This window comes from Fibrobacter sp. UBA2449 (genome assembly GCF_002342555.1).
Classification (GTDB): Bacteria; Fibrobacterota; Fibrobacteria; order Fibrobacterales; family Fibrobacteraceae; genus Fibrobacter.
In genome coordinates this window covers 277,567-302,792 of sequence record NZ_DDQF01000019.1, presented here as the reverse complement: position 1 = coordinate 302,792, position 25,226 = coordinate 277,567, and the positions used below count along the sequence as shown (strand labels likewise).

21 protein-coding genes and 1 tRNA gene are annotated in these 25,226 nt (G+C 54.9%); 15 read left to right on the top strand and 7 right to left on the bottom strand.

The genetic code is table 11. The features are described from left to right. Positions 1-73: 73 nt before the first annotated feature. Genes B4B27_RS12835 through B4B27_RS12820 form a run of 4 tightly spaced genes read right to left on the bottom strand, consistent with a single transcriptional unit; the run spans position 74 to position 7,091 of the window. Complete coding sequence (locus B4B27_RS12835) at positions 74-3,826, bottom strand: SNF2-related protein (RefSeq protein WP_290727035.1); 3,753 nt, start codon at positions 3,824-3,826, stop codon at positions 74-76. A gap of 42 nt (positions 3,827-3,868) precedes the next feature. Beyond that, on the bottom strand, positions 3,869-5,842 hold the full coding sequence (gene lnt, locus B4B27_RS12830) for an apolipoprotein N-acyltransferase (protein WP_290727034.1): 1,974 nt from the start codon (positions 5,840-5,842) through the stop codon (positions 3,869-3,871). A 6-nt stretch (positions 5,843-5,848) separates the two neighbouring features. Beyond that, entirely contained in the window at positions 5,849-6,532 is a 684-nt protein-coding gene (gene rsmI / locus B4B27_RS12825) for a 16S rRNA (cytidine(1402)-2'-O)-methyltransferase (protein WP_097036602.1), read from the bottom strand. A gap of 1 nt (position 6,533) precedes the next feature. After that, positions 6,534-7,091, bottom strand: coding sequence for a hypothetical protein (locus tag B4B27_RS12820; protein WP_290727033.1), 558 nt, complete (start codon positions 7,089-7,091; stop codon positions 6,534-6,536). 101 nt (positions 7,092-7,192) lie between these two features. On the opposite strand from B4B27_RS12820, the gene B4B27_RS12815 reads away from it, so the two are divergent. Continuing rightward, complete coding sequence (locus B4B27_RS12815) at positions 7,193-7,912, top strand: UDP-2,3-diacylglucosamine diphosphatase (RefSeq protein ID WP_290727031.1); 720 nt, start codon at positions 7,193-7,195, stop codon at positions 7,910-7,912. A 7-nt stretch (positions 7,913-7,919) separates the two neighbouring features. On the opposite strand, the gene B4B27_RS12810 is transcribed toward B4B27_RS12815, so the two are convergent. The 3 genes from B4B27_RS12810 to B4B27_RS12800 form a co-directional block, all read right to left on the bottom strand. Then, on the bottom strand, positions 7,920-8,360 hold the full coding sequence (locus B4B27_RS12810) for a hypothetical protein (RefSeq protein WP_173365192.1): 441 nt from the start codon (positions 8,358-8,360) through the stop codon (positions 7,920-7,922). Positions 8,361-8,377: 17 nt separating this feature from the next. Further along, the gene (locus B4B27_RS12805) at positions 8,378-9,073 is read right to left on the bottom strand and encodes a hypothetical protein (RefSeq protein ID WP_173365191.1); all 696 of its coding nucleotides are present in this window, start codon (positions 9,071-9,073) and stop codon (positions 8,378-8,380) included. Between the two features lie 211 nt (positions 9,074-9,284). Continuing rightward, a complete protein-coding gene (locus tag B4B27_RS12800) occupies positions 9,285-10,067 on the bottom strand; it encodes an alpha/beta hydrolase (protein ID WP_290727030.1) in 783 nt (260 codons plus the stop codon). A 248-nt stretch (positions 10,068-10,315) separates the two neighbouring features. Between B4B27_RS12800 and B4B27_RS12795 the strand changes: the two genes are divergently transcribed. The 14 genes from B4B27_RS12795 to B4B27_RS12730 all read left to right on the top strand — a co-directional run bounded on the left by B4B27_RS12795 (position 10,316) and on the right by B4B27_RS12730 (position 25,218). Next, positions 10,316-11,173, top strand: a complete 858-nt coding sequence (locus tag B4B27_RS12795) for a TIGR02147 family protein (RefSeq protein ID WP_173381927.1) — start codon at positions 10,316-10,318, stop codon at positions 11,171-11,173. Beyond that, positions 11,170-12,561: a carboxypeptidase regulatory-like domain-containing protein gene (locus tag B4B27_RS12790; protein ID WP_290727029.1), complete on the top strand. Its 1,392-nt coding sequence runs from the start codon at positions 11,170-11,172 to the stop codon at positions 12,559-12,561. Before B4B27_RS12795 ends, B4B27_RS12790 begins: the two co-directional genes overlap by 4 nt. Before the next feature lie 53 nt (positions 12,562-12,614). Further along, a tRNA-Gln gene (locus tag B4B27_RS12785) sits at positions 12,615-12,685 on the top strand. Positions 12,686-12,723: 38 nt separating this feature from the next. Beyond that, the gene (locus tag B4B27_RS12780; protein ID WP_290727028.1) at positions 12,724-13,485 is read left to right on the top strand and encodes an RNA methyltransferase; all 762 of its coding nucleotides are present in this window, start codon (positions 12,724-12,726) and stop codon (positions 13,483-13,485) included. 28 nt (positions 13,486-13,513) lie between these two features. Next, the gene (locus B4B27_RS12775; protein ID WP_290727027.1) at positions 13,514-15,037 is read left to right on the top strand and encodes a hypothetical protein; all 1,524 of its coding nucleotides are present in this window, start codon (positions 13,514-13,516) and stop codon (positions 15,035-15,037) included. Beyond that, a complete protein-coding gene (locus B4B27_RS12770; protein WP_349678256.1) occupies positions 14,985-15,635 on the top strand; it encodes a DUF1007 family protein in 651 nt (216 codons plus the stop codon). The genes B4B27_RS12775 and B4B27_RS12770 overlap by 53 nt, the downstream gene beginning before the upstream one ends. 52 nt (positions 15,636-15,687) lie before the next feature. Further along, a complete protein-coding gene (locus B4B27_RS12765) occupies positions 15,688-17,826 on the top strand; it encodes an FISUMP domain-containing protein (RefSeq protein WP_290727026.1) in 2,139 nt (712 codons plus the stop codon). A gap of 67 nt (positions 17,827-17,893) precedes the next feature. Then, positions 17,894-18,694, top strand: a complete 801-nt coding sequence (locus B4B27_RS12760) for a hypothetical protein (protein WP_290727025.1) — start codon at positions 17,894-17,896, stop codon at positions 18,692-18,694. A 9-nt stretch (positions 18,695-18,703) separates the two neighbouring features. After that, on the top strand, positions 18,704-20,233 hold the full coding sequence (locus tag B4B27_RS12755; protein ID WP_290727024.1) for a PCMD domain-containing protein: 1,530 nt from the start codon (positions 18,704-18,706) through the stop codon (positions 20,231-20,233). A gap of 9 nt (positions 20,234-20,242) precedes the next feature. Beyond that, complete coding sequence (locus B4B27_RS12750) at positions 20,243-21,967, top strand: PCMD domain-containing protein (protein ID WP_290727023.1); 1,725 nt, start codon at positions 20,243-20,245, stop codon at positions 21,965-21,967. A gap of 55 nt (positions 21,968-22,022) precedes the next feature. Continuing rightward, positions 22,023-22,673, top strand: coding sequence for a DUF3575 domain-containing protein (locus tag B4B27_RS12745; RefSeq protein WP_290727022.1), 651 nt, complete (start codon positions 22,023-22,025; stop codon positions 22,671-22,673). A gap of 41 nt (positions 22,674-22,714) precedes the next feature. Then, positions 22,715-23,038, top strand: a complete 324-nt coding sequence (gene trxA / locus B4B27_RS12740; protein WP_072808313.1) for a thioredoxin — start codon at positions 22,715-22,717, stop codon at positions 23,036-23,038. A gap of 4 nt (positions 23,039-23,042) precedes the next feature. Then, entirely contained in the window at positions 23,043-23,834 is a 792-nt protein-coding gene (gene hisF, locus B4B27_RS12735) for an imidazole glycerol phosphate synthase subunit HisF (protein WP_290727021.1), read from the top strand. Position 23,835: 1 nt separating this feature from the next. Continuing rightward, the gene (locus B4B27_RS12730) at positions 23,836-25,218 is read left to right on the top strand and encodes a TldD/PmbA family protein (protein WP_290727020.1); all 1,383 of its coding nucleotides are present in this window, start codon (positions 23,836-23,838) and stop codon (positions 25,216-25,218) included. Positions 25,219-25,226 lie beyond the last annotated feature (8 nt).

The following is a 25,226-nucleotide window of genomic DNA, read 5'->3' as shown; positions in this document are numbered from 1 at the left end:
AGAAAAAGACTTGCCTAATCAAAAAGGTCGCCCCGGCGGCCTTTTTCTGTGATTAGTTTGTGCTGGAGGCTTGCTAGACGAGGGTATTGTCGAGTCCGAAGACTTCGCCGAGCTGCTTGTCGTCCATGTCGGCGAGCCAGGTTTCGCCCGCGCTCACGGTCATGTTCGCGATGGACTTCTTGGTTTCCAAAAGCGCGTTGATTTTTTCTTCGAACGTTCCCTTGGTGATGAACCTGTGAACCTGCACGTTGCGCGTCTGCCCGATACGGAAGGCGCGGTCGGTGGCCTGCGCTTCGATGGCGGGGTTCCACCACAAGTCGTAATGGATGACCTGCGATGCGGCGGTGAGGTTGAGGCCCGTTCCGCCCGCCTTGAGCGAGAGGATGAGCACCTTGCATTCGGGGTTCTTCTGGAAGTCCTCGATCATAGAGGTGCGCTGCGTCTGCGAGCATCCGCCGTGGTAGAAGTGCGTGCGGAGCCCGAGTTCTTCCGTGATGGTCTTTTCGAGCAGGAATCCCATTTCGGCGAACTGCGTGAAGATGAGCGTCTTTTCGCCTTGTTCCTGGATGGAGGTGAGCAGGTCGAGGAGCATCTGCATCTTGCCGGAGGAAAGGGCCGGCGTCGCTTCGGCAGGCTCAGCGACCTTCTCTTGCGATGCGGCTGCGGCTCCCTTCAGGAAAGTCGCGGGGTGGTTGCAAATCTGCTTCAGGGCGAGAATCATCTGCAAAATGATTCCCTTGCGCTTGAATAGCGCGTGCGCGTCGTTCGCCTTCTCGCTCAGCGCCTGCTCCATCTCGAGTTCCTGCATAAAGTGCTCGAGCGTCTTTTGGTACAGAGCTGCCTGCGGCTTGGTGAGTTCGGCGTATTCGTCCTGGATAATCTTGTCGGGCAAGTCGCTGATGATGCTCTTGTCGGTCTTGAGGCGGCGCAGCATGAAGGGGGCCGTAATCTTGCGGAACGTTTCTGCCACCTTCTCGTTGCCCATTTTCTGGATGGGCGTCTCGAACTTTTCGCGGAATTCGGCTGCGCTCGGGAAGAACCCGCGGTTCGCGAAGTCCATGATGGTCCAGAATTCCATGAGTCGGTTCTCGACGGGGGTGCCGCTCATCGCGATTTTCATGGGGGCGCGCATGCGGCGCAATAGCCTGCTTTGCTCGCTGTCGGCGTTCTTGATGTTCTGCGCCTCGTCGATGACGATTGCCTGCCATTCGCGCTCGTTCAGTTCGTCAAAGTCCTTGCGGAACGTGGCGTAGGTGGTGAGCAGCACGTCGGCGTGGAATTTCTCGAGGTCGCGGCTCCCGCCGTGGTAGGCGAAGAACGTGAGGTCGGGCGCGAACTTCTTGATTTCGACCTGCCAGTTGCACAGTAGGCCCGCGGGCATCACCACGAGCGCCTTCTTTTCGGCGAGCTTGCCTTCTTCGTGCATCTTGAGGAGGAACGCGATGACCTGGAGGGTCTTTCCGAGGCCCATGTCGTCGGCGAGGATGCAGCCGAAACCGATTTCGAGGTTCTTGTACATCCACGAGTAGCCGCGCACCTGGTAGGGGCGCATGGTTGCGTTCAGGTGTTCGGGGAGGGCGACTTCGGTTTCGCTGCGCCAGGAATCGAACTGCTGCTTGAATTCGCCCGCCATGTCGACCGGGATGCCGTCGCATTCCCCGGTGAAGCACGCCTGCACGAGTTTCGCCTGCGTGATGACCGGGGCGTCGTCCGCGCTTTCGCCGTTCGCGCTTTCATTACCTGCGGCGGAACCCGCGCTGTCCTTACCCGCAGAGCCTTCCGCACCCGCATCGGGGCTTTTCGCGCCTTTCGCGCGGCCTTCAATCTGTTCGCGGATGCGTTGCAGGTCCTCGGCGCTCACCTCCACATACTGCGACTTGTATTTTAATAGCCCATCCGCATTCTCGGCAAGTTCCAGGAATTCTTCCGCCGATACGTTCTCGTCGCCAATCGCCACTTCCCAGTCAAAATCGAGCAGGTCGTTCGCGGTAAACGCGCCAAAACTCATGCTCCCTTGCAGGCGAATCTTGGGCTTGGGCTTGCCCACGTTCATCAGGTTCTTCGGAATTTCGGTCTTGATGCCGAAAATTTCGAGTTTCTTGAGACAATCCTGCAAAAACTGGAGCAGTACGGCACCCTGCATCATGATGGGGGAGGCCGCACGGTTCTCGATGTAGGTACCCATCGGCTTGAACGAATCCGCGATGCCATTCAGGATGTTCAGGATCGAAAGCAGGCGCGCATCGTTCTCTTCGAATAAAGTAGAAAGTGGCGTGAGTTTGTCCGTATCGATGACGAAAACTTCGAGTGCAACCTGCTCGCCGCTCTCGTAGCACTTGAACAGCAGTTGCGTGCGGAAGTCTAGGCTCGAATAGACGGAGAACCACTTCTGGATGCCCGCCGGTACGGAGAGCATGTTGCCCGCAAGCCTGCCCGAGACGCACGTGAAGAAGAATGATAGCAGGTTCCCGTGGTTTGTCTTGAGCGCGGGCTTGTACGTGTGCGCGAACCGCAGCAGCTGCGAAATAAACAGCGAGAGCACCTGTTCCGCGGGTTCCGCCATTTCCACGAAATCCTCTTCGCGGGCGGTAAATGCGAACTTTTGCGGGGCGGCCGCCTCGAGGTCCGCGACAATCCCGAGGATATCGGGCAGCATTTCGGCGGGGAGCCAGCGCACCTGCGCGACATCCTTGTGCGTCCAGAAGACCTGCGGGTAGATGGCGCCCGTGCGTACCAGGTGGAACGCCACCTTCAGTAGCAAGAACAGGTAGCATGCCGTGTAGTGGTGCCAGGAGAGGTTGCGGCCCCCGAGCCAGCTCACGGCTCCCATCACCTGGGGCACGCTGAGGCCTGTCTCGATGACGTTCCCTCCTTCGTTCAGGTGGTCGAAATGCCAGCGCCAGCCGTTCTTGTGGTAGATGCGCAGGGCCTCGTTCTCGGCGATAAACGTCTTGGAGTTGTTTACGCGGTAGTGCTCCAGGAACTGGTCGAAGTTCTCGTAGTTCGCGAAGAATTTGCGGCAGCCTTCCAGCTCGTCGGTAAAGCTCTTGCGGAAGTTCCCGGCGGGGCAGAACTTGGGGTAGTTGGGCAGCATCGCGGGCAGTATGCGCGAGTAGTCCTTCCAGGAATCGAAATCGAATTGCGGCAGTATCTGCCGGGGAGTGCGGGTTACGGAAGCCTGCGAGTTTGCAAACAGGCTGTCGCTGGAATCCTCGGCGAAGTCGAGCCGGTTGTCTACCGTCTGTTCAAAAATCTTGCTCTTGCCGCCCAGGGCGCGCACGATTTTCTGTTCCTGCGGGGCCTCGAGGTTCGCTTCCAGCGTGTGGTGCTCACGGTAGGCTTCCAGGTCGAGCCCGTGCAGCTTGAACAGCAGGTTGGGGCTCGAATCGGCCTGCTCGGCAATCTTCACGAAAGTCGCCACGATGTACTTGCAGGGCACGGGGTCGCGGCAGTCGCAACCCATCTTCACGTCGGCGATGCTGTCGAAAAGCGTGAGCCCGCTCTTTGCGAGCAGAAGTTCGAGCGGCGGGTTCATTGCCCCGTTCTTGAGCGCGAGCATCTCGGCGGGCTGCTGCATCAGCAGGTTCATGAACACGTCGGCCTTCTCGTCCTTGAACTTCGGGAATACGATGTAGTTGTTGTGGACGCCGCCGTTCGGGCCCTTCACTACGGAAATCACGCGGTTGTCGATGATGTCGATGCTCGTTACCTGCCCGCGTTCCACGAACTTTAGCCCCTGCTTCACGGCCTGCTCGTCGGCCGATTCCAGGAGCGTGTCGAGCCACTTGCGGCTCCACCAGGTATTTATGCGTGTTCCAAAATCCATCGCGCCAAATATAGCAAAAAATTGCTCATTTGTGCATAGATTTTACGCTGTTTTGCAAGCGGGCGTGGGGCGTCTGTTGATGAGGGCAAGGCCGAAGCATGCCAGCACATAGATGGCGAAGAACCACAGGAGGGCGGTCTCTACGCTGTCACCGTAGTGCTGGTAGGGCGTGTCGCGGGTCTTGAGCTGCATCTTGCGCGAGACTACGCGGTCGGTAAAGATTTCGGTGTTCTTGTCGAAATGCCCGTACTGGTCGATGAATGCCGTGACGCCGCTGTTTGCAAGCCTTGCGGTGGGCATGCCGTTCTCGATGGCGCGGTAGCGCACGAGGTTCAGGTGCTGGTAGGGGGCGGTGCTCCTGCCGAACCAGCCGTCATTCGTAATGTTCACCATCAGGCGCGAACCCGTGTTGATAGCCTCGCGCACGAGGTCGCCGAAGATGGCGTCGTAGCAGATGAAGGGCGTCCACTTGTACGGTTCGTATACGGGAGTCTCTTTGCCGGGAACGAAATCGCCTTCGCCCAGGTCCACGTAGTTGAGGATGGGGAAGATGTCGTCGAAGGGAATGCGTTCGCTGAATGGCACCAGGTGCTTCTTGATGTAGCGTTGGTACGAATGGAAATTGTCGGGAGTGAACAGGAATGACGCGTTGTAGATGTCGTATTTGCGCGGATTGTCCGGCTCGTTACGGTGGAAGTCGAGTGCACCCGTGAGAATGCTCGCCTTGTGGCGTTCCGCGAGCTTGTGGAGTTCCCTGATGGTCGCGGGCTGCCTGCGGATATGGTCGGGGACGGCGGTCTCGGCGAGGATGATGAGGTTTGTTCCCTTCTGCACGCTGTCGTTCACCATGCCAAATGTCTTTGCGGTAATGGAATCGAACCGAGCCTTGCTCCATTTTTCTCCCTGCTCGATGCTCGGCTGGATCATCGCCATCAGGGGCGTTTCGGGGGCTTCTGCGCCGTAGAAGGGCTGCGCCTCGGGCTTGCTGAGCACCATGTTCCCGTGAACCAGGAGGGCTGCGAATATCAGTGCGGGCACGGCCAGCGGGAGTTTCGCGAGAACGTCGCGCCTGTTGCGCGTCCACGGGCTTTCGATGGCCTTCGCGACCATCATGTTCGACGCGATGATGAGTGCGGTGTACCCGAAGATGCCGATGACGGAGAGCGCCTGCAGTGCTTCGAGCGTGTTCCCGAAGACGTACCCGAGGTGGCTCCACGGGAAGGCGAAATCCCCGCGTGTGCGCGTCATCTCGAGACCCGCGTAGAATATGGGGTATAGTGCGAGCAGCCAGGCGCGGCCGCCGAACTTGATGTTCTTTGCGAGTGTGTAGATGAACGCGGCGAACACGCTGTACGCGCTGAAGAATGCGATGAGCAGGAACACGCCGAGGCAGATTAGGCCGGAGGGCGCGGAATCCACGTTCATCACGTTGTAAATCCAGTAGTAGTTCACCGTGTTGTAAATCATTCCCGACCAGAACGTCGCGAATATTGCGGTGTTCCTGTTGTAGTGGTCAAGTACGATGAACCAGGGCACGAGAAGCAGGAGGGCGGCGGGCCCGAGCGGGAGAGGCGGGAAGGCGAATGCGAAAAGCCCCCAGGCGATGCCGCTTAGGAGGAGCGCCCTGCGGGAATCGAACTCGCGGATTCGCGCAACGTTCCAGCGGGCAAACAGCACGAGCCAGAAAATGAACAGCGGGAGGGCGAGGGTCGCTATCTGGTACAGGCCCGCATGTCCTGTGCCGTTTGCATCCCCGAGTGTGTAGTCGAGCGCGAGGAATGCAAACTGCAAAATGCCGTAGGTGTATATGTGGCGGCGGAAGTTCTTGCGGGCCTCGCGCGTGAACAGGAACCCGAGCGCGATGGCGAGCGGCGCGAAGTGCACGGGGTTCGAGTATAACCCCGGTTCGTTGGGCCGGAGCGCGAACGCGACAAGTTCCGCTACAAAAAGAGCTGCAAAATAAATCCAGTAAATTTTCGGGAGCGAACCAAGTAAATTCTTAATTTTGTCCATCATACGTTTTTACAGTCCGCTCTTGTCCTTCGGGTTGAATATCAGCACGAATTCGCCCTTGGGCGGGTGCGCCTTGAAGTGCGCCGTAATCTCGGCCGGCGTGCCGATGAGGTGTTCCTCGAACTTCTTGGTGAGTTCGCGCATCAACGCAATCTTGATTTCGCCGAAAACCTGGCCGATTTCCTCGACGAACTTGTCGATGTTGTGCGGGCTCGCGTAAAAAATCTGCGTCGCCTCTTCGTCCTTCAGCTTCTCGAGCAGGTGGATGCGCTGGGCGCTCTTCTTGGGCGAAAAGTACTGGAACGTGAAGTGGTCTGTGGGCATGCCGCTCGAAACAAGCGCGGTAATCATCGCGCAGGGGCCTGGAACCGCACGCACGTCGATACCTTCACGTACGCACTGCCGCACCAGATTGAATGCGGGGTCGGCAACGCCCGGCGTTCCCGCGTCGCTCACGAGCGCGATATCGCCCTCGTTTTTCAGAAACTCCACGTACTTCGGGGTCACCTTCTCCTTGTTGAAGTCGTGGTAGGCTTCCATCGGGGTGCTTATCCCGTAGTTGTCGAACAGGATGCGCGTGTGTCGCGTGTCCTCGGCGAGCACGAGCGGGACCTCTTTAAGGATCCGCACGGCGCGGTAGGTGATGTCTTCCATGTTCCCGATGGGGGTCGCGACAATATAGAGAGTGTGCATGCTAAAAGTCCTGCGCGGAATTGAGGTCGGTGTTCCTTCCGAGTTGCGTTTCGTACCGGATGCGCTCCAGCAGCTTGCGGTGCATCTCTTGCGAGGCATCGTTCACGAGGTCGGCCCGGAACTTGCCGTACCAGAAGGCGTCCACGTGTTCGTTTTCTTCGAGTTCCGCCTTGAAGGTGAGGGAGCCGTTGCAAAAAATGCGCACGTCCATCCTGTAGGTCCACGTTTCTTTCACGGGGGCAATCGGCCAGAACGGCACGAATGCGAGACCCACGTTCCAGGCGCTCGGCTGTTCGTCCTGCGAGACGCTTGCATCGATGTGGGCTACCCCGCGGCAGCTTTCCTTCGGGTAGCTAAGCGTGTCTATTACCCGCGTGTAGGCGCGCTGCAGGTTCGTATCGAGGTAGAGCGTGTCCCCGCCGTATGCAATCGTGATGGGCTCGAAGAACGGGATAGTCTTCGGGTATTCCTGCAGGTCGTATTTCGTGAGGCTCATCGAGCACCCCACAATGAGCGCACAACCTGCAATGGCCAGCGATTTTGCTACGGAAAATTTCATTACCTTAAATATAATTCTTTTGTTCACCTACTGCCAACTAAGTTCAGCGCTCTGCCAACTAAGTTCTGCGCTCTGCCAACTAATTACTATATTCTTCTACAATGGAATCCTGTGCCTACTTCATATCCGATGCCCACCTGGGGGTAAACCCTCCTGGAGCGTTGCCCGACCGCGAGAAGATGCTCGTGGACTTCCTCGCCTCCATCAAGGGCAAGGCGTCGCACCTGGTTGTCGTGGGCGACCTGTTCGAGTTCTGGTACGAGTACAGCGACTACGTGAACAAGAACCACATGGAACTCTTCTTCACGCTCCGTGAACTTGTCCAGGCGGGCTGCGAGGTGCACGTCTTGCGCGGGAACCACGACTTTGCCTACGGGGATTTCTTCCCGAAGGCGCTGGGTGTTCAGGTCCACAGGAGCCTTGTCCTTGAAATCCAGGGCAAGCGCGTTTATTTCCATCACGGCGATGGTGTCGCGAAATCCGATTTCGGTTACCGCATCATGCGGCGCGTGCTCGACTTCCCGCTGAACCGCTGGCTTTTCAAACAAATTCACCCGGATTGGGGCATGGCGCTCGCGCGTTTTGTGGGCCGCAACAGTCGGAAAATCGGCGAGTCCCGTAAAATCAACCTCCAGGAATACCTGGGTTGGGGCAAGTCCATCCTCAAGCGCAATAATTGCGACTTCTGCGTCCACGGCCACCACCATATCGCGGGCGTTTGGGATGTCGAGGGCGGCGTGGTCGCCTCTCCCGGGGAATGGATATGGAAACGCACCTTCCTCCAGATGGAAGAAGGTGCGTTGAAACTTCAGGAATGGTAGCGATTCGCTATTCGCCGACGCCTTCGCCGTGCGATTCAGACGCCTTGATCATCTTCTTGCTCTTGTTTTCGCCCCACAGTGCTCCGATGACATCGGTCTCCGAGAAATTTTCCCAGATCTGGTCGACCCAGCACCAGTGGTGGATGGTGTCGCCACGATCCACAATGACACCTTCTTCGTTGACCCAGTTCTTTTTGACATCGAACGTCATGGGAGAACCCTTGGTCTCGCCGAACTCGGTCTTGACGACTGCAGGTTCGATGGTCCAGGATTTCCCATCGGTCATCTTGTAGAAGGCAACGTTCATGACGAGCACGATAACTACCGTAATCGCAAGGAAAATCCACATTTTCTTCGTCGCGAAGAGGATGCCGATCAACAGGATGATTATGGCGAGGATGCCGAAATTGTAGTGAACGCTGTAAAATGCCTTGAGAACGTCAATCATGGCTACCGCCTAGTTGTTTACTTTTTTGCCTTTGCCGCTTTTTCAAGGGCCTTCTGTTCGGCGACGAGAGCCGCAACGCTGAAGGTGACGACCTTGCCGTCGATTTTGCATTCGGTGCGGAAGCTCTTCTTCGGAAGCGCGATTCCGTGAGAGGAGAGCGTGCCCATGAAGGAGGCATTCGCATGGCTTGCAATAGTGCGGACGTTGATGAAGCCCTTCTTGCTGAAGGTGAGCTTGAAGGTCTTCTTCGCCATGTCGTATTCGGCGATCATGGTGTCGTTCTTGGCCGTTTCGACGGCAGTGCTCGTGCGCTTGTCAAAAATGATGGTGCCGCGGGAGTCGATGGAGAGCATCGGGATGCCGACGGAATTGCGGCAGGCGATGATTTCCCATGCGCCCTTCTTCTTGGCGGGGGCCTTGCCCGTGAATACAAACTTGTTGCCTTCTCTGACCATGGTGTAGCTTCCGGTGACAATCTGGAAGCCGGTGGCGTTCATGGCACCCTTGAAGTAGAGAAGGTAGCCGGCACCGTTCGGCATGAAGCGGAAGGATGTGGGCTTGAGTGTCTTGCTCGGGGTCACGGCGATGCGCTTGCCGACGACATCGATTTCAAGATCCGCATACGGATTCTTGTCGAGCTTGAGTTCCTTGACAGCTTCGTTGGAGAAGCGGATGAATCCGCGGATGTCCATTTTGACGTTGATAGAGTCCATTATACACCTCTTATTTTATTTGATTATTTCTTCACCCCATATAAAAGATAAACAAAATAAGGGGCTTTTGTCAAGCGGTTGTTCAAAAAAGCGGAATGTGAGGTATTTCACTTTCTTGTATTTTTGCATGAAAACTATTTTGCACATTACGTTGTTTCATTAAATAACGTTTCCTATAAAAACCCTTATAAAATAAGGGACTGGAGGCGTTTTAATACGATTGAGTAATCCAGTAGAGGAGGATTTCTGCGAAGCTTTTTTCGCCTCTTTCCAAGGAGTTTAGACCGCCGAAACGGCTTTTGAACGTGTGATTTGCATCACGGCTAAAACTGCGGTCCAGAAGGATTGTGGTGCGCTTCCCGAACTTTTCTAGCTTCTCTGTCGGCATTTTTACATCGGCACGCACCAAAAACTTCGGATAGAGAAAGCGGTATTTTGCCCCGATAGCGTCGGCAATGCTCATGGCGGGGTCGATAAGGAGCAGGTTCCCGTTTCCGTTGAACTGTTCGGCGGCTAGAATGGCTCCGGTTCCACGTCCTGCAAGGAATTCTGGAGATTTACCGCCGATTTGTGCTGCGCATTCGGCGATGTCCTTCGCGTCGGCCTCGAATGCCTCCTGCGAGGGCGTTCCTTTGTTCGAACCGCTGCCCCTGTAGTTGAATGCGGCGAGCGAGAACCCTTTTTGACCTTGGGCCTCGGCGAGGAACTGCGCTGCATCCTCGTTTGCGTCGGGGTAATAGAGCAGTAAGGGTGCGACCGAATTGCCGATGGTCCAGCCTTCGAGCGTAATTCCGTCCTTGGTGGTGCAGGTGATGGATTTAGCGCTGTTTGCGATGGCCTCTCGCGCTTCCTTGTGCGTGATGGCTCTCGGGAAGGCGTTCCGGCGTTCGGTAAGCGCGAGGTAGAAAACCATGCTCACGTAGATGACGGCGAGGATTCCCACAAGACGTAAAATGCGGAATGCGATTCCGGTAGCGCTCTTCTTGATGTCCATGCGCGCAAATATAGAAATAAGGGTGGCGAAAAAAAGGACCTTCGCTAGGAGTATCAGCGAAGGTCCGAGGGATGGGATTGGGTGTTCCCCAAATATATCCAAATTTTTTGGCAAAGGGTATAGGTGGAATACGAAAAGTGTTCTCGAAGTGTTCTTTTTTACCCAAAATTTGACAAATATCGCAAATTTTACCAAAAATCGCAAAAGGGGGGTGTTCCCGAGAAAATAAAAAATTATTTTTGTAAACAATGAACGTCTACGCCTACTACAATTACAGGAAGTACCTGCAGGACTATTACGAGTACCGTAAGTCCGTCCAGCGCTACTTCTCGTACCGGTCCTTCGCGAAAAAGGCGGGCTACTCGTCGTCCGGACTCTATCTCGACCTCATCCGTGGCCGCAAGTCGCTCACCCCGCAGATGTTGCCCAAGTTTATCAAGGCGCTCGGCCTGAACGAACGCGAAAGCCGCTATTTTACCCTGATGGTGGATTTTACGCACGCGACGACTCCGGCGTCCAAGCAGCAGATCTTCGACCAGATGTCGGCACTTTTGCCCCGCACTGTCAAGACGCTCACCCGGAACCAGCAGGAATACTATAGCAAGTGGTACTACGTGGCTGTCCGCGAGGCGCTTTCGGTATTGAACATCAACGAGAAGAACATTCAGGAGGTGGCGCTCTTCCTGAATCCTAAAATTTCGCTCCCGCAGGCGAAGCAGGCCGTACAGCTCCTGCTCGGTCTCGGCCTTATCGACCTGGCCGAAGACGGGTTCTACCGCTCGGTGAACAAGACCATATCGAGCGGCCGCGAAATCGCCCCGCTTTTCGGTCACCAGTTCCAGAAACAGATGATTGACCTTGCGAAAAACGCTCTTGACCATTATAGCACCGAACGCAGAAATGTATCTTGTACTACGATGAGTGTCTCGGCCGAGGGCCTGGAGCGCATCATCAACAAGATAGACGTGTTCCGCAAGGAAATCTTGGATATTGTACGGTCGGATAGTGGTGAATCCATGGTGTGTGAGTTGAATGTTCAGTTTTTCCCCCTCAGCAAGGAGAGGGAACCTTCGAAGTCCGTGGAGGACGTGGAGGACGCAACATGAAGAACTTTTTGAAGATTGCCTTCGCTTCGGCGGTTGCTCTTTGCGCCTGCTCCGATGGGGATAAGGTTGCCGGCACGGCGACCGATACCGAGAACATGATAACGGCGGAAGTTTCGGGCTCTGTTGTCCGGACGGACGGCTCGTATGCGAAGAATGCCGTGGTCCGCATGGCGCGTATCTACGATGAATCTGAAAATCTTTCCGTTCCCGAATTTGTCGAAGTCCGGACGGATACGGCGGGCGTGTTCGCGTTCGATTCCGCTATCGCCGACACGTTCCAGCTTGCTGTCGTGGACGAGGATGCAGAAGAAATCTCCTACATGCCGCGCGTAACGGCGGCGTCCAAGGAAGATTTCGAAAAGATCAAGCTCGAAAAGGCGGCCGTGTTCGGCGGAGTGCTTTTCTACGAGGAAGTGACCGAGCCTGCGGTGCCGGTCGGGTCGCACTTTATGGTGTACATGCCCGGCATGCCGTTCACGCAGAGCGTGTTCGCGGGAGATTCCTTCTCCATGATGATCCCTGCCGGCACGTGGTGGTTCGGGTTCTGCCCGGGCGACCCGCAGATCGTGGCTAAGCTCAAGGATTCGGGCGTTGCCGACAGCCTCATCTACCGCGTGTGGAACATGGATTCTGTCGAGGTCGAACCTGGCGATACGCTCCTTACGGGGCCGTTCCTCTGGAGCACCGAGTCCGAAGTGGATTCCCTGATGAACCAGCCGGAAGAACAAACGCCCGTTTCGCGCATTTCCGGCCGTGTAGCCTGCAAGAATGCTAAGGAGTGTGCCGGAGTGGAGGTCATGGCGATTACGGATCTCTTCGGCTTTGGCTTTGCAGGGGATGTCTCCGAATTTGTCGCCGAGACCACGACCGACAGTCTGGGACGCTGGTGGCTGCCGGTCCCGTCCGAAATTCCCGCCGACAGCTTCCGCGTGGAGTTCCGCGCGGTGGGCAAGGTGCCGGGGATGGGGCTCAGCCGCTACGTGATGAAGTCGGAAGTCGAGGACCTGGAAGACACCTTGGACCTTGGTACGGTCGAACTTTCCAAGCCGTCGGGACTCAACAGCCGGATAGCCCTGGTTATCGACAAGCAGGATTCCAGCCAGTCGGACAACTGCATGATGAATAGCGTCGTTATCGGAGCGAAGGGAACCGCCCATTTTGTCCGCGCGGTGACGTGCAAGCCTTTGTCCATTGCCGAAATCCCGTCTGGGGAACAGGAACTGGTGCTTTATTCCGGCGATGCGAAGGTCATTTCGACGCTCCAGGATGCCGAAATGGCTTTCGACGAGTATGTGGTGAGCGTTTTTGTGAACCTCCCCGAAGGGGACGTGCTGGAATGGCAGGGAATGACCTATACCCCGCCCGCTTTGCCGAAATCTGTAAAATAATTGAATTTACCCCTTGCACGGCTGAAGAAATTTTTCTAAAGTTGTGCCCACACTGAGCTATGGTGTAATGGTAGCACAACAGATTCTGACTCTGTTTGTCTAGGTTCGAATCCTGGTAGCTCAATAACCTCTCGCCCGAGAGGTTTTTTATTTTTGGTAAAAATGGAGTTCTTCGACTACTTTTCCAATCTTTTCGGCGACCGCTGGCCCGCACTGCTCGAATCCCTGAAGGGGGAGGGAAAGGCCACGGAGCTCCGCTTTGGCGAGAGCCTCGAACCCTACTATCTCGACGAGGCGTCCGTATTCGCGGCCCGCGCCCTGGGGGTGTGTCCCGGAGACAGCGTGCTCGACATGTGCGCCGCTCCCGGCGGAAAGACGCTTGTGCTTGCCTCCATGCTCAAGGGCGAAGGCTTTTTGCAGAGCAATGATCGTTCTCCCGACAGGCGCCTACGGCTTTCGCATGTCATCGAGAATTCGCTCCCCGAGGAGTGGCGCAAGATAGTCTCGGTCTCGGGCTACGATGGCGTGAAGTTCGGGCTCCACCGCAAGGAATCCTACAGCAAGATTTTGCTCGACGCCCCTTGTTCTTCGGACCGCCATGTGCTGAATTCGCCGGAACATCTCAAGGTGTGGTCGGTAAAGCGCGTAAAGCGCCTTGCGGTGGAACAGGGCGGGCTCCTGGCTTCGGCAATCGATGCCCTGAAACCCGGCGGAACGCTCGTGTACGGGACCTGCGCACTTTCGCCCATGGAAAACGACGACGTGGTGAAGCGAATTCTCAAAAAGCGGCCCTCGATGCGTAGCGTGCAGATAGCGGAACTGCCCTCCGGCGCCGACCGTACGGAATTCGGCGTCCACATTTTGCCTGACCGTTGCGAAGGACGCGGCCCTATTTATTGCGCAAAACTCGAAAAGGCTCCCTAGTTTGGCTTTTTTTATATATCTTTAGACTATGCTGAAACGATTTGCTCCTTTCGTGTTTTTTGTTGTGTCCTTAGCTGCTGCCCTGGCGTTTGCTACCGAGAGCCCTGCCGCTCCTGTATCTTCTGTTCCGGCCAAAGCCGATACGGCTACGACCCGCGAGGTGCCTGTCCGCTACTGGATTATTGGCGATTCCGTGGAGCAGGAGGCCATCTTTGTAAAGATTGAGAAGGATACTGTCTATCTGAGGGCCCTGGACGAATCTACGAAGAAAATCTTCGAGGAAATCAACGAGCAGGAGGCTGTCGCACTCCAGGAAAGCAACGGCCAGAAGGTCGAGGAAGAAGACGAGTTCGAGGATGACGACAAGGCCGAACCCGCGAAGCCCGCCGAAATCATCATGACCGATGCCGTGAAGGATTCACTGGCCGCGAAGTCCGATTCTGCTGCCGCTGCCGATTCCATTGCCGCCGCCGAGGCCGCGAAGGCTGCCGAGATTGCCGCCGATGCCGAAGACGATCTTGAAGCTGCCCTCGAAAAGGAAGAAAAGCGCCTCAAGATGGAAGAGGTAGCGAAGGTCGAGGCCGAAATCCGCGAACGTGAAATCCAGGACAGCCTTGCGAACGTTGTCGAAAACCCCTACATCAAGATTTTCAGGCTTGACCTCAAGCGCCTGTACAACCTCGAAGACAAGGTGATGATTGACCTTTCGCTTTCGAATTACGTGGTCCCGGTCGTCAAGGAAGAAGAGGAGACCATCGAACTTTATCCTGCAGGAAACGCGAACCTGTTCGTGACGTCGAATCCGGAAGCGTGCTCGCTCTTCGTGAACGGCATCCCGCTCCATCAGGTGGCGCCCGATACCATCAAGAATATCAAGCCGGGCAAGTACACCATCTCCGTGATGAGGGTGCTGCGCGACGTGGAATGGTGGGGTACGCAGACGGTAAAGATCAACGCGGACAGCCTGAACAAGGTGGATATCGCCGTGGAGCGCCCGTCGACGAGGCTTACGCTCAATACGAACCCCGAGGCGGTCGAGGTCTATATCGGCGAGGAACCTTCGGTGAACCACATGCCCGACTACGTGACCGACGTGGTGGTGGACGAAATCAAGCCGCAGCCGCAGCTGCAACTGTTTTTCCGCAAGGTGGGTTACCGCGATACGACCATCACGACTGAAGTCAAGGCGTTCATGCCGAACTTCATCAATGTCGAACTCCAGTCTATCGACGATGTCGAGTACATCCAGGGACAGAGGGAATTCAACCAGAAGCGCAGCGACCGCCGCATAGGTAAGGTGTTCCTGCTCAGTTCCATCGCGCCGATTGTCGCGGGTGGCATCCTCTGGTACTTGGCTGAACGCAACTGGGGCGATGCGGCCGACAAGAAGCACGAGTATGATCGTTCCGTGTTCGATAGCGAGAAGGCGCAGCGTCTCATCAAGGACAATCACGACTTGAACAAGCAGGGCGATGTCAAGGGCGGTGTCGCCATAGGGCTTGGGGCGCTCGGAATCGGCCTTCTGGTGGCGGGAGTTGTCTTTGTCTTCTAGTCTTTTTCGCACGGGGCGCCTGTCGGCGCTCCTTCTTTTTTTGGCATTTGCGGTGCTGGCCCATGCGCATCCGCATGTGTTTGCCGATATTACGGTAAAGGCGCTTTTTGATGCGTCCGGTTTTACGGGAGTCGAGAACCGCTGGGTCTACGACGAGATGTATAGCGCCGGGATGATGGCTTCCGCCGACCAGGATAAAGACGGGAAAATTTCGACAAGCGAAGCGAAGATACTCGAATCCGCAATCCTTGACCCCATCAAGCAGCAAAACTATTTCAACTACGTGCAGGCGGGGACGGACTTCTTGAAGGTTTCCCGCATCAAGAATTTCAAGGCGGAACTGTCGAAGGGAAAACTGGTAATCGATTTTGTCGCGGAGCTTACGAAACCTGTTGCCGCCGACTGGACGATGCTCGTCGTTGTCGTTGCCGATCCGTCGAATTACATCCAGATGACGACGGATATGGAAAATGCGGATGTGCAGTCCCCGGAATCGCTTGAAGTGGAATATTTTGCTGACGGACTTGACGGTTTGTCTCTTTTCAAGGCCTTTCGTTCCGAAATAGAGGGCCTTTATCTGAGATACAAGAAAAAGTAGACCTTTGTCCTTGCCTATTATATATATTTGAATTGTTTGATAGGAGGACTTTATGCGTAATGAACTCGGCAAGTTGCTTTTCCCGGCGCTAATCGGGGGTGCGTTCCTGCTTCTGGCCTGTGATGGAGGTGACGGCCCGTCGAATCCCCGTGAAGGTGGCAATAATGATGAATACAATGCCTTTACGGACAAGCGCGATGGCAACGTCTACCGCGTTGTCGAGGTGGATGGCCGGATGTGGATGGCCGAAAATCTCAGGTACCGGGATGTCAAGGCCGACCCGATTCTCGAGGATAATTCCTGGTGCGCGTCCGGTGACAAAAAGAAATGCGAAAAGGAAGGCTTTCTTTATAGCTGGGCGGCTGTGATGCTCGATTCGTCGTGTGCGAAATCGAAATGCGATGTTGTTTATCCGCACCGTGGAATCTGTCCCGAGGGCTGGCATGTCGCCGAGAATTACGAATGGCAGGAACTGTTCGATTTTGCCGCTGGGCAGGATTCGTTACTTGTGGAGTATCCCGGATTCGACTGGTCGCCTACGGGCATGTACTATGCGGACGAGGACTTGTTGATAGATGATGTCGACTCTTATTACTGGACGTCGTCGGCCAGGGCAAGCAACGAAGCTTTCGTGTGGTTGCTCGAGGATGGCCTTGCGGATTTCTTTCATATTGAAAGCACGAAGGACAATGGCTTTGCGGTCCGCTGTGTTGCCGATTCGGGCGAAGTCAAACTCGACAAGTATGTCGAATTTGAAATACCGGAACGGCCTAGCTCGCATGAGGGGTCGTCTTCTTCAAGAAGGGTATATTCGAGCTCAAGTTCTTTCATGGAACGGTCATCGTCTTCGTACACAATAGATGTATCGTATGTGGCTGAGGGAGGGTTGAACGCATTCACGGACAAGCGCGATGGCAACGTCTACCGCGTCCTTACGGTAGGGCCGCAGATTTGGATGGTGGACAACCTGCGGTACAACGATACGGCGGCGTCTCCGGCTCTCAAATCTTACAGCTGGTGCATCGGTTCTGGGGATGATTGCGGAAAAGACGGTTATCTGTACGACTTCGCCGCTGTGATGGATGTTCCGGAATGTGCCTATTCTCTCTGCGAAGTTTCCTACCCGCATAGGGGTATCTGCCCGGAAGGCTGGCATGTTCCTTCCAATGATGAATGGGATTTCCTTTTGAAGGAAGCTGTCGCGTTGGGCGTGCCTCTCGATAGCTATCTCGGATTCCCCTCTGCCCCGACCGGTGAACATGGAAGCAAAACCACGATGGACAACTGTGCCCGCTACTGGACGGCGTCACAGGCGAATGCCGAGGCTGCGTACGAATATTACCGCTGCGGCAGAGATTCCAATTTCTATAGCCAAAGCTACAGAAAGTCGTATGGGTATGCGCTCCGTTGCGTTGCCGATTCGGGCGAGGTTAAACTCGACAAGTATATCATACCTGAGGAATCTTCGAGCAGTTCGGAAAAGTCGTCTTCTTCTTCGCGTCCTCAGTATTCGTGTGACTACTCGTGCTTTTCATCGTCGTCGAACGAAACGCTTGCGGAATCTTCGAGTAGCGAGGGCTATGTGTTCCGCGATGACCTGGAAACCTTCACGGACGAGCGTGATGGTGAAGTTTATCGTGTGGTGGAAATTGGCACGCAGGTCTGGATGGCGGAAAACCTGAGGTACGTCGACAGCACGGAAACGCCCGTCCTCAAGGGTTCCACATTCTGCTGGCAGGATGACCCCGAAAATTGCAAAGTGCGTGGGGCGCTTTACCTGTGGCATGCAGCAATGGGGAAGACAGAAGAAGAATGCGGGTATGAAAAGGATTGCTCGCTCGATAGCCCTGTTCGCGGAATTTGCCCTGCGGGATTCCACGTGCCGACGGATGATGAGTGGCTGCTGCTGCAGTCCGTTGTTGGAATTTATCCCGGGTCAAGAATGTGGGCGGTACCTCGCGGGACGGACGCCTACGGTTTTGGAGCGGTTCCGTCGGGGGAGATGGATGGTCGTGAAGGAAGGGCTTATTCCAGCGGAGAAAACGCCCACTACTGGAGCGCGACATCTTCGAATTCAAGGTCGGCCGTTGACTGGTACCTTCATGTCAATGAATTCAAGGGGCAATCCTTCGATAAACGCATGGGTTATGCAGTCCGTTGCGTCAGGGATGCCGAAAATACACCAGATTAGTTGAAATTTCTCACAGATAATTTTGAGGCTCTTTCTCATTGCCTTGTAAAAAGGTAAATTTAGGGGTATGAGAAAAGCCGCCTTTGTCGTATTTCTTTTGGCCTTTTTCCCCGTGTTTGCCCAGGAAAAGGTTTCGGATTCTGCCCAGGCCGTAGTTCCCGTGCAGACCGAGGAACTAAAGCCTGCAAAGAAATCGGGCCTTCTGGGTGCCCTTTTCCCGGTTGAACCGGACGAGTCGATTGCAAAAGGGAATTTTTATGCGGGCGCAACACTTTCGCTGATTCAGGCGAATACGGAAGACGATGCCTTGAACATTCTTATCGGCGATGTGTATGACGCTTACGGATACACGTTCACGGTAGAGGGATTCGGGGGCTATTTTATCCGCGATGCGATGGCGCTTGGCTTGCGAGCGGGCTATTCTCGCACTTGGTTCGATGTCGATTTCTCGCTTCTGGAAGACCTGATGGACGTGAAGGAGCGCCGCAAGTACGTGAGCAACGGCTTCTTTGTGCAGCCGCTTTTGAAAAATTACCTGAAGGTGCTGGATTCGCGCATTTTCTACCTCTTCAACGAGACTTCCGTTTTGGTGGAGTATTCCTACGGAATCTCGCAGACGGATGACGGCGAAGACCTGAAGAAAACCCGCAATACGGGCTGGTCCATCGAAGCGGGTATAAATCCGGGCATCTGCATCATGGTGTTGAACCGCATTGCTTTTGAAACATCGGTGGGACTTCTGGGGCTTAGCTCAAGCATCATCGATGTGGAAGAAAATGACGAAACAAAGAGCCGTGTCGTATATAATGTCGTCAATTTTACAATCAACCTCCTGGCGCTCAAGTTCTCGCTGGTGACGTTCTTCTAGGAGGTTCCAATGCGGTTTGCTTTTCAATGGAAGAAATTGCTGGGTGCGGGCGTCCTGTGCGCTTTTGCCCTTTGGTTGAACGCCTGTACGGAGACCCCGGAAGTTCCAGTTGCTGCGCCGGACATGTCCGAGCTCTTTGAAGATGTAGACGATGCCAAAATCGACATCGAGTCGCACTTGATTGTGCTTCCCGATGGGCTAAATTCGTTTACGGTCGATAATATTGCGGCCCTTGGCGGCAGCAAGTGCTATCTCGCGCTCGACGACGATCCGGTAGATCCCGAAATTGACTGGGACAATCCCGTAAATACAGGTACAGAACTTGAACTTGATGACGAGGGGCTCCGGATAGTCGTCCTTGATGATGCGAACCGTGTCGTTGCGGTCTGGACGATAAGATTGCCTGAAAGAAAATCCTCGAGTAGTGTAAAGGCGAAGTCGAGTTCTTCAAGTGAAAAATCTTCGTCATCGGCAAAAAGTTCTTCTAGTGAGGAATCGAGCTCGTCGGAGGAAGAGTCGTCGTCCAGCGAGATGCCTGAATCCAGTTCTGCCGAGGAATCGTCGAGCAGTGAAATGCCGGAGTCTAGTTCCAGCGAGGCGGTGAAACTTTCTGAACTTTCTGTCGCTAAAGGAACTGTGACGGTGAAAGATTCGCTCGTGTATGTGGAACTGCCCTATGGAGTAGACCTTTCGAAGGTCACTCTCCTGCCTCTCGATACGGTGAACGACCTGCGCCGTAGGGTAACGATGGATTTTGCGGATGATTCAGGGAAGGTTGCAACCTACAGCGTGGTTGCCGGAGTGCAGCTGCCCGGTTCCGACTTTAGCGCCCGCAACGACTTCTGGGCTACAACGAGCGATGCAATGGCGACGAAGACAACGTCTGCCGCCATAAAGGTCTCTTCGAAGGCGAATCTTGAATTCGATGGCGGTATGGCGACTGTTACGACCCGCGAAGTGGAAGGCTCATTCTTGTTTATTGATGGAAGCTGGAAGATGGCGGGCGGTTTCTACTTTAGCGGGGAATACGCAGGCGAGACGGCGCTGGATATTTATGAGCAGGGCTCTGACGGAGGTACACCTTCGACAGGCGATTCTTACATTGCAAATGACATGAGTTTCGGTAAGCCCTTTACTGCGCGTCCGGTTGCCTTCGAATTGAGGTATTCTTACCATCATGAGACTGGAAAATCTTCGGATTACCCTCAAAAGAGCCTCGTTTACGTGATGCTCGTGGGGAAGAACGGCAAGGTCGTGGCTACGGGGGCGTTCTCGGACGATGCGAGCGTGGATATGAAAAACCGTACGGTGAATCTTTCTTACGGCAAGGATCCGTTCGGGCTGCTTTCGGGAGAATACCCCGTCGCGGAAGGCCTTTCGCTTGGCAAGGGTGACGAGGATGTGGTCGCGATTCATGTGATGTTCGCTTCTTCCGCATACGCTCATGTCGTGAGTGGCGGGACGCTGGGCAATGATGACAAGTATCGTGGTGGCGAAAATTCGGCGCTTGTGCTGGATGACTTTAAACTGATATACTAGGAGAAAGGGATGAAAACGTTTAAGAATAGGCTTTCTCTGAAATGGATTTTGACGGCTTTCCTGAGTGCCGTCTTGTTCGGTTGTACCGCCGATTACGACACGTTTGGAACTTCTGATTACCGGAAGATGAACGAGATTGCCTTTGAGGAACAGGATGGCAATGCGGCGGTCTATCCCGATGAACACAAGATTATGGTGACTCTCGCCGAGATTCCCGACAGTCTCGATACCTGGGATTCTGTGGCTATTGGCAATCTCGATATAAGCTCCATGGCGACGCTCCATCTCGTCACCAGCAAGTTCAAGGAGTTCCCGCAGGATTCCGCTGCATTGGATTCGCTTTCACAGGAGGTTTCGTATGCGAAGGAACGCTTGCGCGAAGGCGATAAGATTCGCATTCCTTCGAGCGGGATTGTCTATGTGGTGGTTGTTTCCGAAAGCGGTATTCCCGACTTGTGGCAGATCGCGTTTGAAATTCCCGAAAAGAAGGAATCGGACAAGTCGTCCTCTTCGGCAAAAGGCTCTAGCAAGTCATCGTCTTCGGCAAAAGATTCCGATAAGGATGATTCTTCGAGTAGCGCGAAGAAGGAGACGTCTAGCAGTTCTTCAAAGGGTGGCGATTCTGCAAGCAGTGGAAAGTCTTCGGCGAGTGGCGAGGAACCGGAATCCTCCTCGTCAGTGGAGGTGCCAGCGAATGCCCCGAAACTCCTCAGGTTTATTGCCGGCGCGGGAGAGGTCGAGGGCGAAATCGACCAGGATGCCGGTACGGTTTTCCTGAATATGGATTATGCAATTGATTTGGACTTGCGTGACCTCGAAATCAAGGGCTTGGATCTTTCGGATGGCGCTACGGCAAGTGTTAAGGTGGGCGAGTCCTACGACTTTTCGCGTGGATTGAAGGTGACTCTTTCTAATGACGATGCTGAGCGAACCTACACCGTGAAGGCGGGCTACCAGTATCCGGGCAGCGATTTCAACCACTGGGCGAAGGATGACTTTGGCAACAAGAACGATATCGACGGCTGGGACAATGGCAACAACTCCGCCATTTCGTCGACCAAGACTCTTACTGTGAACGAGGATGAAGAAGTTATCAAGATGGAATCGATAAATGCGACTGTTTTAGGCATAGGCCGCTTTGCGAGTGGCAACATGTTTATCGGCTATTTCAATCCCAAGGGCGTAGGCACGCTCAAGTTGACCAGCTACGACGACGGCAACGAACTCATAGATTTTGGCAGGCCGTTCTACGGTCGCCCGAAGTTTGTGGAATTCGACGTGAAGTACGAGGGCAAGAAGGATTCCTGTGACCTCTACGTGATTCTCGAACACCGCAGCCGCACGAGCAACGAGGGCAAGAACCAGTACCGCACGTCCAGCGACGTGAACACGATGGTGGCCTCTGCATGGTACCGCGCGACGACGGTCGAGAGCGAGGATGACCCGGATGTGGTCTCCATTACCGATGCCGGACGCGATGGCTACAAGACTATCCGCCTTGCGCTCAAGTATGGCCCCCCCCTAGAAGGGTCGCCGATTTTCAATTCTAGCGCTTTTAACAAGAACCTCAAGAATTCCGCCGGAATCGACAACCATATGGTGCAGACGGAAACCCCGGATGACTTTGACGTGACGCATATCCGCGTTGTCGTGGCATCCAGTGCGCTCGGAAATCTCTACAAGGGGACTGTCGGGGCTACTCTCTGGGTTGACGAGATGCGCTTGTTCTATTGATTTATTACTATATTTGATAACATATTTAACCATTCTTTACTAGAAGGAGATCAAAATGTTCAAACGAATCATTGCCGCTTCCCTCCTTGTCGCTGTTCTCGCGAATGCAGAGGACGATTACGAATGGGAAGGTTCTTCCGCCGAAAATAGCGCCCCTCAGTCTAGCCAGACCGCTCCGGCCGCTTCGGCTCCGTCGGACGACTACTCCATGTCCGTGTCCATTCACCCGATATCGATGGCTATTTTCTCTCTTATTGGAATGCCTTCGATTATTGCGACGGTCGAAAATAATCTTGGCGCCCACTTGTCCCTGGTGTCCCGTCCGGAATTGATGTGGCTGGACGTTTCGGATAAAGACGAATCGATCAGCATGTTCTTGGTTGGCCTCTATGAAGGTGTCAGGTACTATTTTAGAGAAGGACATCGTGGTTGGTACGTCTCCCCGCAGATTGGCTATGAACATGTTTCGATGGAGTACACTTACAAATATGATCATGACGATGACAAGGAGGCTGCCGTGAATGCGTTTGTCTTTGTTGTTTATGGCGGTTATAAGTATACGAGCGGGCGCTTCGTCATGGCCATGGATGTCGGTATGGGTTATACGGTAATGTCGGGTTCTGCCAGCGATGCTCAAGATGCCGAGGAAATTGCCGGAAACGGTTTTGGTTTCGATCTGAACTTCTCCATGGGCTTTGCTTTCTAGCCTAGAATTTTCTATTTTTATCCACAAAAACGGAGATTTTTATGCCGGCAATACATTTGACTGCTGAAAATTTTGACAAGGCCATTTCTTCTGGTCAGCTTGTTTTTGTGGATTTCTGGGCAACCTGGTGCCGTCCGTGCATGATGATGGGGCCCATTATCGATGAACTTGCCGACGAATACAACGGCAAGGCCATTATCGCGAAGATGGACGTGGACAGCGATGGTGCGAAGGACATTTGCGCCCGCTTCGGCATCACGAACATCCCGAACATGAAGCTGTTCAAGAACGGCGTAGAAGTAGGAAACGTGGTGGGTGCCGTGCCCAAGGCGACCGTCAAGGCCGTCATCGACAGGAACCTGTAGTTCCATGTTGACAAAACGTCTGATTGTTTGCCTCGATGTCCGCAACCGTAAGGTGACGAAGGGCGTCAAGTTCAAGGGCAATATCGATATCGGCGACCCCGTAGAAATGGGTGCGCAGTATAGTGCCGATGGCGTGGACGAGCTCGTTTTTTACGATATTACAGCGAGCGCCGAGAACCGCCCGTGCGACATGGAAATGATACGCCAGATTGCTAAGCGCGTGTTTATTCCGTTTGCCGTAGGTGGCGGAATCCGCAACCTCGACGACATGCACGAAGCCCTGCTCGCAGGTGCCGAGAAGGTGAGCGTGAACAGCCTTGCCGTGCTGCATCCCGAAATCATAGCCGACGGCGCGAAGGCGTTTGGTCGCCAGTGCGTGGTGCTCGGCATGGACGCCAAGTTCGTGGGTGTTTCGAACAAGTTCAAAAGCGGCTACGAGGTGTATATCCGTGGCGGTCGCCAGGCGATGGGCATCGATGCTGTCGAGTGGGCGAAAAAGGCCGAAGATTTGGGCGTGGGCGAGATTTGCCTGAACGCCATTGATACCGACGGCGTGCGCAACGGCTACGAACTCAACATCACCGACCAGGTGGCGCGAGCCGTGCAGGTGCCGGTGATTGCGAGCGGTGGCGCAGGTACTCCGACGCATATCGTGGACTTGTTCCGCAAGACTTCTGCCGATGCGGCGCTGGTTGCTTCGATGGTTCACTTCGGCGACTACACGGTTCCCGGAATCAAGAAGGAAATGCTTGCTGCGGGAATCCCCGTGCGCAAGAAGATGAACGGCGAGGTTTAAAGTGAATCCGTCAGTCGCTGTCAAGATTTTCGAGGCGGGCAAGGCTGCCGGCGCCGACTTTGTCGAAATTTTCGAAGAAGAAACCCGTAGCTCATCTCTTGGACTTAAGGATCGCCATATAGAGACTGCAACGGCAGGGACAGAATACGGTATCGGCATTCGCCTCTTGTACGGGACCGAGGTCCTTTACGGCTTTACGAGCGATGATAGCGAAGATGCTTTGGTCAAATTGGTGCAGACGCTTGCTTTTGGACGTATCGCCGGCATGTCGGCGAAACCTGTAGAATTTGCACCTCGGAAGCGCGTGGCGGATTTTAATGCGGATGCGTTCCGCGATCCTCGCGTGCTTGGGCAGGCGGTCAAGCAAGATTTTCTTTTCCGTGCCGACAATGCTGCTCGTAAAATTTCGGACAAGGTAGCCCAGGTGGGCGCTTCGGTAACGGATTCCTGTTCCATGATAACGCTCATGAACAGCGAGGGCTTGAATCTCGTTCTGGATCGTTCTCGTCTCCGTGTGAACGTAACGGTCACGGCGACGGATGGAACCGAGAGATTAACGACGCACGAAGCTCCGGGCGCACTTGGCGGCTACGAACTTCTCGATAATTACTCTCCGGAGGAATTGGCGACTGTCTGTGCCGAACGCGTCGTGCGTATGCTCGATGCAGGCTACATTGCAGGCGGTCAGATGCCCGTGGTGATGGGTAACGGCTTTGGTGGTGTAATTTTCCACGAGGCGTGCGGCCATCCGCTCGAAACGGAAGCGGTGCGTCGTGGTGCTAGTCCCTTCTGTGGTAAACTCGGTGAGGCTATTGGCCAACCGTGCCTTACAGCCATTGACGACGGCACGCTCGATGGCGTGTGGGGAAGTCTCAAGTTCGATGACGAAGGGATGCCCACGCAGCGCACGACTCTTATCGAGAATGGTATTTTGAAAACTTACATGAGCGACCGCGTGGGCGCTGCCGAAGTGGGGATTGCCCGCACGGGGTCTGCCCGTCGCGAAAGCTACAAGTATGCGCCCGTGAGCCGCATGCGAAACACGTTTATCGCACCTGGCAAGGATACGCTCGATTCCATGATTGCGAGCGTCGACAATGGTCTCTATGCAGCTCGCATGGCAGGCGGCTCCGTGAACCCTGCGACGGGCGAGTTCAATTTCGCGGTCGACGAAGGCTATGTCATCCGCAATGGCAAGATTTGCGAACCTGTGCGCGGGGCTGCTCTCATCGGCAAGGGGCACGAAATTATGCCGCGCATCAGCATGGTCGGGAGTGACTGGGAATTGGCTGCGGGAGTCTGCGGAGCCTCTTCGGGACATGTGCCCGTGACCGTGGGACAGCCGAGCATTAAGGTCGATCAGATCCTCGTCGGCGGCCGCTAGGCGATACT

Bases quoted from the DNA above. Each gene is read 5' to 3' on its own strand.
- B4B27_RS12835 (WP_290727035.1), bottom strand. From the start codon at position 3,826: ATGGATTTTGGAACACGCATAAATACCTGGTGGAGCCGCAAGTGGCTC.
- lnt (WP_290727034.1), bottom strand. From the start codon at position 5,842: ATGATGGACAAAATTAAGAATTTACTTGGTTCGCTCCCGAAAATTTAC.
- rsmI (WP_097036602.1), bottom strand. From the start codon at position 6,532: ATGCACACTCTCTATATTGTCGCGACCCCCATCGGGAACATGGAAGAC.
- B4B27_RS12820 (WP_290727033.1), bottom strand. From the start codon at position 7,091: ATGAAATTTTCCGTAGCAAAATCGCTGGCCATTGCAGGTTGTGCGCTC.
- B4B27_RS12815 (WP_290727031.1), top strand. From the start codon at position 7,193: ATGGAATCCTGTGCCTACTTCATATCCGATGCCCACCTGGGGGTAAAC.
- B4B27_RS12810 (WP_173365192.1), bottom strand. From the start codon at position 8,360: ATGATTGACGTTCTCAAGGCATTTTACAGCGTTCACTACAATTTCGGC.
- B4B27_RS12805 (WP_173365191.1), bottom strand. From the start codon at position 9,073: ATGGACTCTATCAACGTCAAAATGGACATCCGCGGATTCATCCGCTTC.
- B4B27_RS12800 (WP_290727030.1), bottom strand. From the start codon at position 10,067: ATGGACATCAAGAAGAGCGCTACCGGAATCGCATTCCGCATTTTACGT.
- B4B27_RS12795 (WP_173381927.1), top strand. From the start codon at position 10,316: ATGAACGTCTACGCCTACTACAATTACAGGAAGTACCTGCAGGACTAT.
- B4B27_RS12790 (WP_290727029.1), top strand. From the start codon at position 11,170: ATGAAGAACTTTTTGAAGATTGCCTTCGCTTCGGCGGTTGCTCTTTGC.
- B4B27_RS12780 (WP_290727028.1), top strand. From the start codon at position 12,724: ATGGAGTTCTTCGACTACTTTTCCAATCTTTTCGGCGACCGCTGGCCC.
- B4B27_RS12775 (WP_290727027.1), top strand. From the start codon at position 13,514: ATGCTGAAACGATTTGCTCCTTTCGTGTTTTTTGTTGTGTCCTTAGCT.
- B4B27_RS12765 (WP_290727026.1), top strand. From the start codon at position 15,688: ATGCGTAATGAACTCGGCAAGTTGCTTTTCCCGGCGCTAATCGGGGGT.
- B4B27_RS12760 (WP_290727025.1), top strand. From the start codon at position 17,894: ATGAGAAAAGCCGCCTTTGTCGTATTTCTTTTGGCCTTTTTCCCCGTG.
- B4B27_RS12755 (WP_290727024.1), top strand. From the start codon at position 18,704: ATGCGGTTTGCTTTTCAATGGAAGAAATTGCTGGGTGCGGGCGTCCTG.
- B4B27_RS12750 (WP_290727023.1), top strand. From the start codon at position 20,243: ATGAAAACGTTTAAGAATAGGCTTTCTCTGAAATGGATTTTGACGGCT.
- B4B27_RS12745 (WP_290727022.1), top strand. From the start codon at position 22,023: ATGTTCAAACGAATCATTGCCGCTTCCCTCCTTGTCGCTGTTCTCGCG.
- trxA (WP_072808313.1), top strand. From the start codon at position 22,715: ATGCCGGCAATACATTTGACTGCTGAAAATTTTGACAAGGCCATTTCT.
- hisF (WP_290727021.1), top strand. From the start codon at position 23,043: ATGTTGACAAAACGTCTGATTGTTTGCCTCGATGTCCGCAACCGTAAG.